This is a genomic window from Dysgonomonas sp. HGC4, assembly GCF_001261715.1.
Taxonomy (GTDB): domain Bacteria; phylum Bacteroidota; class Bacteroidia; order Bacteroidales; family Dysgonomonadaceae; genus Dysgonomonas_A.
Window position 1 is genome coordinate 1 of sequence record NZ_CVRU01000045.1, and the last position, 812, is coordinate 812.

Here is an 812-nt window from a genome sequence, read left to right on the forward strand (position 1 = left end):
ATGTATAAACTGGATTTTTCACACAGCGAGCCACGCGAAAAAACAGGTACGCTCGACGACAAATACATCGGCCTACCCAAAGTTATCTATACAGATCCGGTAGGCATCGAAAAATCGGAACTGCGGCGATTGAATTATAGAACTATTTACGAACGGGTCGACGACAAAAAAATAATACTCAACTTGGGAGCTATCAGTTGGATAGAACTTCCCATAGTTATATTTATGATTTATGTTGCTGGGTACATGGGGGTTTGTAGTCCAATCTACGATTACAATATGATAATTGATGTACCACGCGAAATTGTAGAAACAGGCAAATCGACGTATAGTAAAAAAAATCAAGAAAAGTATGCCACTAAATCAGCAATTACTTATTATAAAGCTGTAGATTTAAATGAATATCGGAAAACAGCCGCTCATAATAGCAGTCTTATAATGTTAGTTCTAATGCTCCCGCTTAGTTTAGGTATGCTGTATTGGTTTACATTAGCTACCAAGCGCTGCCGCGACCGACTTACTTTTGATCGGGAAGCCCAAACGGTCAGTTACCAATGTATGTACGGATTGCGAAAGTACAGCTGTGGGTTCGACGAATCGATGTTTCAGTCGCATCTGGCCAGCATGGTCAACTCCGACTCTACCTATCTGGCGTTACGTATCCCCGGTATGAAAGACTATGCCATCGTTTCCGACCTGCTACCCTATATCTCTATGTCGTATTACGTATGGTATATGGACCGAAACCGTCCGTTACCTCCCGGTAGTGCCCTCGACGATTACCGCGAGAGCGACTACCTGCGTCGTCGGTC

At 43.2% G+C, this 812-nt stretch carries 1 pseudogene; it reads left to right on the forward strand.

Annotated elements, in window-relative coordinates:
• A pseudogene (locus HGC4_RS04040) lies at positions 1-812 on the forward strand (hypothetical protein); the annotation flags it as partial.